The 8,118-nt window shown below is 66.9% G+C and carries 10 protein-coding genes; 8 read left to right on the forward strand and 2 right to left on the reverse strand.

Going from position 1 to position 8,118, the window contains the following annotated elements; all coding sequences use genetic code 11:
• The 5 genes from WBB14_RS13590 to WBB14_RS13610 all read left to right on the forward strand — a co-directional run.
• Positions 1-482, forward strand: a 482-nt coding sequence (locus tag WBB14_RS13590; RefSeq protein WP_424240296.1) for a (2Fe-2S)-binding protein, incomplete at its 5' end; no start/stop codon positions are given.
• Positions 483-609: 127 nt separating this feature from the next.
• Positions 610-1,335: a hypothetical protein gene (locus WBB14_RS13595; protein WP_424240303.1), complete on the forward strand. Its 726-nt coding sequence runs from the start codon at positions 610-612 to the stop codon at positions 1,333-1,335.
• A gap of 83 nt (positions 1,336-1,418) precedes the next feature.
• On the forward strand, positions 1,419-1,736 hold the full coding sequence (locus tag WBB14_RS13600; protein ID WP_013395739.1) for a DUF883 family protein: 318 nt from the start codon (positions 1,419-1,421) through the stop codon (positions 1,734-1,736).
• 69 nt (positions 1,737-1,805) lie between these two features.
• Positions 1,806-2,222 carry a phage holin family protein gene (locus WBB14_RS13605; RefSeq protein ID WP_424240297.1) on the forward strand — a complete coding sequence of 139 codons (417 nt, stop codon included), beginning with the start codon at positions 1,806-1,808 and terminating at the stop codon, positions 2,220-2,222.
• A gap of 3 nt (positions 2,223-2,225) precedes the next feature.
• Positions 2,226-2,594, forward strand: a complete 369-nt coding sequence (locus WBB14_RS13610) for a hypothetical protein (protein ID WP_207465571.1) — start codon at positions 2,226-2,228, stop codon at positions 2,592-2,594.
• Positions 2,595-2,659: 65 nt separating this feature from the next.
• Here the strand turns inward: WBB14_RS13610 and ubiD are convergent, their stop codons facing one another.
• Positions 2,660-4,204, reverse strand: coding sequence for a 4-hydroxy-3-polyprenylbenzoate decarboxylase (ubiD, locus tag WBB14_RS13615; protein WP_424240298.1), 1,545 nt, complete (start codon positions 4,202-4,204; stop codon positions 2,660-2,662).
• An 82-nt stretch (positions 4,205-4,286) separates the two neighbouring features.
• On the opposite strand from ubiD, the gene WBB14_RS13620 reads away from it, so the two are divergent.
• Positions 4,287-5,108 (forward strand): transglycosylase SLT domain-containing protein, encoded by an 822-nt coding sequence (locus WBB14_RS13620; RefSeq protein ID WP_424240299.1) that lies wholly within the window; start codon positions 4,287-4,289, stop codon positions 5,106-5,108.
• Positions 5,109-5,166: 58 nt separating this feature from the next.
• Here WBB14_RS13620 and WBB14_RS13625 read toward each other — a convergent pair whose 3' ends face one another.
• On the reverse strand, positions 5,167-6,327 hold the full coding sequence (locus WBB14_RS13625) for a pyridoxal phosphate-dependent aminotransferase (protein WP_424240300.1): 1,161 nt from the start codon (positions 6,325-6,327) through the stop codon (positions 5,167-5,169).
• 43 nt (positions 6,328-6,370) lie between these two features.
• Between WBB14_RS13625 and WBB14_RS13630 the strand changes: the two genes are divergently transcribed.
• Both WBB14_RS13630 and WBB14_RS13635 read left to right on the forward strand, forming a co-directional pair.
• Positions 6,371-7,258 (forward strand): FAD-binding protein, encoded by an 888-nt coding sequence (locus WBB14_RS13630; protein WP_424240301.1) that lies wholly within the window; start codon positions 6,371-6,373, stop codon positions 7,256-7,258.
• A gap of 142 nt (positions 7,259-7,400) precedes the next feature.
• Positions 7,401-8,118, forward strand: a 718-nt coding sequence (locus tag WBB14_RS13635) for a malic enzyme-like NAD(P)-binding protein (protein WP_424240302.1), incomplete at its 3' end; no start/stop codon positions are given.

An 8,118-nucleotide genomic window follows, 5' to 3' on the forward strand; every position in this document is an offset into this window, starting at 1 on the left:
CCGTCGTCCTGCCGGTGGGCGCGGGCGGCGTGCGAGTGCGTCTGGCGGCCCCCGCCGCGCCGCCGGCAGAGGTGTTGGAAACGATGGCGGATGCGCTGGGCCTGCTCGGGCCGGACGTGGCTTTCGACGACCCTGCGCGCGGCCAGATGCGCAGGGTGAGGATGGAGCAAGGCGTCTTGCACGGCTTTCTGCTGGCCGGCGATCTGCGGGCGCAGGATGCGCTGTTGTCCTGGGCCGGCGGCGGCGATGCGCCGGCCAGCGTGGCGGCGCTGCTGACGGGGCGGATCGTGGGGGCGGTCCGCTCGCGCGCGGTCTGTGTCTGCAACGGCGTGAGCGAGGCCGCGATCCTGGCGGGCATCGTCCGGGGCTGCGATCTGGCGGCCCTGAAATCCACCCTGGGCTGCGGCACCGGCTGCGGTTCCTGCGTGCCGGAGATCCAGGCGTTGATCGGCCGCGCTGCGCGCGCTGGCGCCCCAGCGTAGCCGCCGCCGGCGTGGCCGCGCCGACACGTTCCGACACGCGCCGGGCCTTGCAACCGGTGTAGTATCAAGCCAGCCGTACGCTAGGCGCGGGCGGATTTTTTCCGGATTCATGGAGTGGCTTGTGACGATGCGAAAAATGGCATCCCTGGTTTTTACGGTGGGCGCGCTGGGCGCGGCCGCTGCGGCGCAGGCCGGCGTGTGCGATGCGCAATTCATGCATGACGGCGGCGCGGTGCAACTGACCGGCACCGGCAATCTGGCGCTAGGCGCCGACCTGACCTTCGCCGAAGTTACAAAAAGCAATGGCGACAACTGCCGCGCGCGCGTGCAGGGCGTGGCCACGTTCAGCTACGCCGGCCTGCCTCCGGGCAAGTCCAAGCTGGATTACCTGATGACCGTCAAGGGCGGCCAGGCCACCTTCCTGCGCTACGCCAGCGCGGGCGAAGCGCCCAAGCCTTCCGAGGGCCAGTTCGACCTGCGCATGCTGGGTCTCTTCGCCTACGATGGCCAGCTTAGCGCCGGGCAGAAGCTGCCCGGTTCGTCCTTCCGCCTGAAGATCGGCAAGGAGGCGCCCGTGGGCGGACAACCGAGCACGACCGTGCGCATAGGCGAGAAGACCGTGGGCAAGAAGGCCTCGGTGAATACAGCCCTGGGCGCGCAGTCCTGCCATCCGATTACGTACAGCCGTAATTCGGATCCCACCATGGCTACGTTCCAGGGCCTGACGATTCCCATTCCAGGCATGAACACCACCGTGACGGACTGGTACTGTCCGGCGATCAATCTGGTGATGAAGCAGGACATCGATCAGGGCGGCGTCAAGTCCGCCGTTGAGATTACGCAAATCAAGTAGCACCCCGTAGCAAGCGCGCCGTGTGCCTCGCATGGCGGCTGGTATGATGGTTTCGTTATTGACACACAACAGGAGCTCAAATAATGGCCACGAGAAAATCCGAAGAAGTCGCAAAAGAAAAACTCATCGACAGTGTCAAGTCCAGCCTGAATGACGCCGAAAGCCTGCTGCGCGAAGCCGCCAGCAGCACGGGCGACAAGGCCAACGAATTGCGCGACCGCGCGCTGACCTCGCTGAAGCGCACGCGCGAAGCCCTGTACGAAGCACAGGACGCCGTGCTGGAGCGCGGCCGCAAGGCTGCCCGCGCGACCGATGACTACGTGCACGACAATCCCTGGCAAGCCATCGGCATCGCAGGCGTGACCGGCCTGCTGCTTGGCTTGCTGATCAGCCGCCGCTGATAGGGCAGGACATCCGGGCGGGCGGCGCGGGCGCAAGACCGCGCTTCCCGCCCGGCGTCCTTTCCAGCCATGGGTCTACGAAAATCTGTTTTCGGCGTTGCCTCCAGCGTGGTCGGGCTGTTGCGCACGCGCCTGGAATTGCTGGCGCTGGAAGCGGCGGACGAAAAAGCGCGCCTGCTCAAGCTCTTGGGCATGGCGTTTGCTGCGCTGCTGTTCCTGACGCTGGCGGTGCTGGTCTTCACCGTCACGGTCGCGGTGGCGTTCTGGCCTACTGAAGACCGCTATCTGGCCCTGGGCCTGCTGGCGGGTTTCTACGGCCTGGTCGGCGTGGCCTTGCTGGTGGCGGTGCGCCACGGGCTGGTCTACGGCGCACCGCCGTTCGCCGCCACGCTGGAAGAACTCGGGCGCGATGCCGAACTGTTGGATCGGGTGCGCGACGCGCAGGACGACGATGCAGCGCAGGCGCGCCGGCGCGAGGAGGGCTGAAGCATGACGAAAAGGTCTCCCACCGTCGACCGCGCCGTGCGCATCGAACTGCTGCGCGCCCGCGCCGCCATCGAACGCGAATCGTTGGCGCAAAGCATCGCGTCGACCGGACGCAAGCTGGAACCCGCGGCGCTCCTCAAGGGACTGCTGCCGGGCCTGGCCTCGGGCGGCGCATCGCGCTGGGCCTTGCAGGCAATCAGCCTGGCGCGGCGCTATCCCATCGTCAGTTCATCGCTGTCCGCCATGATCATGCGCGGCGGCAAGCGCTCCAAGCTCTTGAAGATCGCTGGCGGCGCCTTTGTCGGCTGGCAATTGTTCAAGGCCTGGCAGAACTCGCGGCGCGACGATGATCCGGCGGCTGGTCAACGCTGAAGCTTCGGTTCGCCAACAAGAAACCCGCCATGAAGGCGGGTTTTTTTATGTCGCGAGCCTGGTACTCAAAGGCCCAACTGCCCCCACATGGCATCCACCCGCTTCTTGACCTCGGCGTCCATGGCAATCGGCGTGCCCCATTCGCGGTTGGTTTCGCCAGGCCATTTGTTGGTGGCGTCCATGCCCATCTTGCCGCCCAGGCCGGAGACCGGCGAGGCGAAGTCCAGATAGTCGATGGGGGTGTTCTCCACCAGCAAGGTATCGCGCACCGGATCCATGCGGGTGGTCATCGCCCAGACGACTTCCTTCCAGTCGCGCGGGTTGATGTCCTCGTCCACCACCACGATGAACTTGGTGTACATGAACTGGCGCAGGATGCTCCACAGGCCGAACATGACGCGCTTGGCGTGGCCGGCGTACTGCTTGCGGATCGAGACCACCGCCAGGCGGTAGCTGCAGCCTTCCGGCGGCAGGTAGAAGTCCACGATCTCCGGCAACTGGCGGCGCAGCAGCGGCACGAAGACCTCGTTGAGCGCCACGCCCAGCACTGCGGGCTCGTCTGGCGGTTTGCCGGTGTAGGTGGAGTGGTAGATGGGATTGCGCCGCATCGTGATCCGCTCCACCGTGAAGACGGGGAACCAGTCCTGCTCGTTGTAGTAGCCGGTGTGGTCGCCGTAGGGGCCTTCCAGCGCCATTTCGTAATCGGTGTTGGGCGGCGGATTGACGCCTTCGGGCACGACGGGCGCGATGGCGCGCGGGTCGGAGGACGGCAGCAGGTGGCCTTCCAGCACGATTTCGGCCCAGGCCGGCACGGACAGGTCGCTGCCCAGCGCCTTCGCGACCTCGGTGCGGGAACCGCGCAAGAGGCCCGCGAACTGGTATTCGGACAGGCTGTCGGGCACCGGCGTGACCGCGCCCAGCGTGGTGGCCGGGTCGGCGCCCAGGGCGACGGCGATGGGGAAGGGCGTGCCGGGATGGGCCAGGGCGTGGTCGCGGAAATCCAGCGCGCCGCCGCGGTGCGACAGCCAGCGCATGATCAGCTTGTTGGGGCCCAGCAGTTGCTGGCGGTAGATGCCCAGGTTCTGGCGGCGGGCGTGGGGGCCGCGGGTGATCACCAGCCCCCAGGTCAAGAGCGGGGCCACGTCGCCAGGCCAGCAGGTCTGGATCGGCAGGCGCGTCAGGTCCACGTCCTTGCCTTCCCAGACGATTTCCTGGCAGGCAGGGCTCTTGACGTTCTTGGGGCTCATGTCCCACAGCGCGGACTTCAGCATCGAGACCTTGGCCAGCGCGTCGCGCAGGCCCTTGGGCGCTTCGGGCTCGCGCAGCGAAGCGAGCAGCTCGCCGATGTCGCGCAAGGCGCTGACGTCGTCGGCGCCCATGCCGCGCGCCACGCGGGCCGGGGTGCCGAACAGATTGGTCAGCACCGGCATCTGTGCGGGCTGTCCATTGTGCTGCGCGTTTTCAAACAGCAGGGCGGGGCCTTCCGCGCGCAGGACACGGTCCGATATTTCAGTCATTTCCAGCCGGGTGGACACCGGCGCAGCGATGCGTCTGAGCTCGCCCATGCGTTCAAGTTGGGCGATGAAGTCTCTAAGGTCGCGGTATTTCACTACAGATCCCAGCTATTTGGTTACATGTTGGGTAGACAGAGAGGTTAACATTGACTCCCTCTTTTTTAACGCAGGAGGTTCTATGCCCGATGCGTCAGTGGCCAGCCTGTTCCGAAGCCTGGCCCAAGGAGTGCACCAATATCTTGCCGAGTCCCTGCGCATCTGCTCCGTTTATCTGGGCATTGCGGTCATTGTGACGGTAAGCATGGGATTCGCCCTGCCTGGTTTGCGCGACCAGGCATTGCAAGTGCACAAAGCCTTGTTGACCGCCCTAGCGCCTTCATCCATGCAAGCCGGCATCGAATCCGAAGCCGGTTCCGAACTGGGTTCCGACAGTGCGTCGGCAATTGCCATGGCCGTTCCCACTGCTCCCGCCAGCAATGCCACCGGCATGCTGGGGCCCGCCCGTGTCGCCCCTCCGGCGCCCAAGAAGCCTGCCGCGATGGTCGCCACCGGCCCGCAGGCGGAAGCCTTGCGCAACTATATTTCGCGCAAGTACAAGGTCGCCTATGACGCCACCGGCCCGCTCTTGAACGTCGTTTACAAGGTCAGCCGCGAAAAGCAGCTGGATCCGTTGCTGGTCCTGGCCGTGATCGCCATCGAGTCCCGCTACAACCCCCTGGCCGAAAGCCATGTGGGCGCGCAGGGGCTGATGCAGGTGATGACCAGCGTGCACCAGGACAAGTTCGACGCGGTCGGCAAGAACCCGCTGGACCCCGCCGCCAATATTGGCGTGGGCGCGACGATTCTGCGCGATTGCATCAACCGCCGCGGTTCGGTCGATGGCGGGCTGGCGTGCTACGTCGGTTCCACGGGACCGGACGACAACGGCTATGGCGCCAAGGTGCAGGCGGAACGCCGCCGCCTGGCGCTGGCCTCCGGCATCGCGCTGGCGCGCGACTGATATCCGGCCCGGCCTGAGTGCAAAGCGCGTCCCCCGGGGACGCGCTTTGTTTTCGGGGTCAGCCTTGCAGCAGCCGGCCGATGCGGGCGACCGCCTCTTCCAGCCGGTCCAGGCCGGTGGCGTAGGAAAAGCGCATGGTGTGGCCGCCATGGGCAGGCCCGAAGTCCAGGCCCGGCACGGCGGCCACGCCGGCTTCCAGCAGCAGGCGCTGCGAGAACGCGGCGCTGTCCATGCCCAGGTTGGCGATGTCGGCATAGATATAGAACGCGCCATCCGGCTTGACCGGCACCTGGATGCCCAGGCGCTCGAATTCCGGCAGCAAGTAGTCGCGGCGTTGCTTGAAGGCTTCGCGGCGGTGCTCGAAGGTCTTCATGGCGCCGGGCGAGAAGCAGGCCAGCGCGGCGTGCTGCGCCAAGGTGGGTGCGCAGATCGCCAGGCTGGCGGCGATTTTCTCCACCGGCGCAATCATGTCCTCGGGCACGATCATCCAGCCCAGGCGCCAGCCCGTCATGTGGAAGTACTTGGAAAAGCTGTTGATGACGATGACGTCGTCATCCAGGGTCAGGGCCGAGCGCGGCTGTCCTTCATAGGACAGGCCCAGGTAGATTTCATCGACGATGGCGAAGCCATTGCGGGTGCGGACCTGCGCCAGCAGTTCGGCCAGTTCGCCGTGGTCGATGGAGGTGCCGGTGGGATTGCTGGGCGAGGCGACCAGCACGCCCTGGGTGGCGGGCGTCCAGTGGCTGGCCACGTCCTGCGCCGACAGCTGGAAGCGTTTGGCCGCCGTGCTCGGGATCAGGCGCGGCACGCCGCCCGCCGCCAGCACGAAATTGCTGTTGGCGGGGTAGGACGGATCCGGCATCAGCACTTCGCCGCCCTGATTGACCAGCGCCGCGCAGGCGAGCGTCAGCGCGCCGGAGGCGCCCGCGGTGACGATGACGCGGGCCGGATTGATCCGGGCGCCGAACTGCTCGTGGTAGAACTGGGCGATGGCCTCGCGCAGCGGCGTCAGGCCGGCCGAGGGGCTGTAGCCGCTGAGGCCGGCGCGCGCCGCGCGCTCCAGCGCTTCCACGACCTGGGGGGGCGCGGTAAAGTCCGGTTCGCCGATGCCCAGGCTGATAATGTCCTTGCCCGCCGCCTGCAGCGCTTGCGCCTGTTTGAATAGTTCCATTACCTGGAAGGTCAGGAAATCGTTGGTGCGGTGGGCAAGGCGGGGCATCGGATTCTCGAAGGCGTTTTGTAGCGATAAAGGAATTGTAGTCATGCAGCCATCCCGGCGCGCTTTCCTCCTGGGCCGTCGTCCGGCCCGCAGCCCGTGGTCGGCCTTCATGGAGCGGCTGGCCCTGCTCTGCCAGGGATCCGTCCGAGATCTGGGCGAGGCGGGAGAGGGCGGTCCCCGGGGGTTGCTGGCGGCGGCGCGGGATGCGGACGTGGCGCATGCGCGCACCCTTTGCGCCGAGTACCGCGTGACGCTGGCGTTGGCGGGAGCCGAAGGGCCGTTCGAGACGGTCCACGGCCCGCTCCTGCGGGTGGATCCCTCCGCCCTGACCGGGCTGGTGCGCCTGTCCGGCGATACCGGACGCTGGCGCGCGCAGCCCGGGACGCGGGTGGCGGCGCTGGCCCAGGCCGGGCTGCGGCAGTTCGCCGGCTTGCCGGCGGACCTGACGCTGGCCGCGTGGCTGGCGGCCAAGGCCAACTGGCCCGCCGGGCGCTGCGCAGGCTCAGGGGTGCTGGCGCTGGACGTGATGCTGGCGGACGGCATAGAGGAAACGCTGGGACCGTTCGGCGAGTCGGACGTCCAGCCCCTGCGTTCCGCCACGGTGCAGCGCCTGGTGCCGGCGCTGTTCCAGCTGGCTTCCGGCGGCGATGCCTTTGCCACCCGGGACGGCGAGCGCTGGTTGGGCCGCTACCGGCTGGATGCCCTGAAACCCGAAGCGCCCGCCACCGTCAATCTGGCGCATCTGCTGCTGGGACACGGCGGCACGCTGGCGTGGGTGCAGACGGTGACGCTGGCCGACGCCGCGCCCGCGCCCCAAGCGCCCGAGCGCGATGACGAGCCGCCCGGCCTGGCCACCACTCGCCTGGATTCCCGGGTGAAGGCGCTGTTCGATCCCGATGGACGTTTTCCCCTATTCCACATCGCGGAATAGCGACAATTTGTAAGCTGGCGCTAACATGGGACGCGCATGCTTATCCAAGGGGCAGGCGGGCATTGCCGAGGTATCGCGGCGCTCGCCATCGGAATAGAATTCCCCCCTTTCGTGTCACACACTCTAGCCAGTAGCCGCCCCTATGGATGCCAATCTCCGCAAAGCCGCCCTTGAATACCATGAGCTTGGACGCCCCGGCAAAATCTCGGTCACGCCGACCAAGCAGCTCACCAACCAGCGCGACCTGGCCCTGGCGTACTCGCCCGGCGTGGCGGCGGCCTGTGAAGAGATCGTGGCCGATCCGGCCAATGTGTACCGCTACACGGCGCGCGGCAATCTGGTGGGCGTGATCACCAACGGCACCGCGGTGCTGGGCCTGGGCAATATCGGCGCGCTGGCCTCCAAGCCAGTGATGGAAGGCAAGGCGGTGCTGTTCAAGAAGTTCGCCGGCCTGGACGTTTTCGACATCGAGATCAACGAGACCGACCCGGACAAGCTGGTCGAAATCATCGCCGGCCTGGAAGCCACCTTTGGCGGCATCAACCTCGAAGACATCAAGGCCCCCGAGTGCTTCACCGTCGAGCGCAAGCTGCGCGAGCGCATGAAGATCCCGGTCTTCCACGATGACCAGCATGGCACCGCGATCTGCGTGTCCGCCGCCTTCATCAACGGCCTGAAGGTCGTGGGCAAGGACATCAAGCAGGTCAAGGTGGTGACCTCCGGCGCCGGCGCGGCCGCGCTGGCCTGCCTGGACCTGATGGTGGACCTGGGCCTGCCGCTGGAAAACATCTGGGTCACCGACATCGAAGGCGTGGTCTACGAAGGCCGCACCGTGCTGATGGACCCGGACAAGGCGCGCT

It is taken from the genome of Achromobacter sp., from assembly GCF_049647645.1.
GTDB lineage: Bacteria > Pseudomonadota > Gammaproteobacteria > Burkholderiales > Burkholderiaceae_B > Achromobacter.

Coding starts and splice junctions, on each gene's coding strand:
- WBB14_RS13625 (WP_424240300.1), bottom strand. CDS start 6,327: ATGCCCCGCCTTGCCCACCGCACCAACGATTTCCTGACCTTCCAGGTA.
- WBB14_RS13630 (WP_424240301.1), top strand. CDS start 6,371: ATGCAGCCATCCCGGCGCGCTTTCCTCCTGGGCCGTCGTCCGGCCCGC.
- WBB14_RS13610 (WP_207465571.1), top strand. CDS start 2,226: ATGACGAAAAGGTCTCCCACCGTCGACCGCGCCGTGCGCATCGAACTG.
- WBB14_RS13620 (WP_424240299.1), top strand. CDS start 4,287: ATGCCCGATGCGTCAGTGGCCAGCCTGTTCCGAAGCCTGGCCCAAGGA.
- WBB14_RS13595 (WP_424240303.1), top strand. CDS start 610: ATGCGAAAAATGGCATCCCTGGTTTTTACGGTGGGCGCGCTGGGCGCG.
- WBB14_RS13600 (WP_013395739.1), top strand. CDS start 1,419: ATGGCCACGAGAAAATCCGAAGAAGTCGCAAAAGAAAAACTCATCGAC.
- WBB14_RS13605 (WP_424240297.1), top strand. CDS start 1,806: ATGGGTCTACGAAAATCTGTTTTCGGCGTTGCCTCCAGCGTGGTCGGG.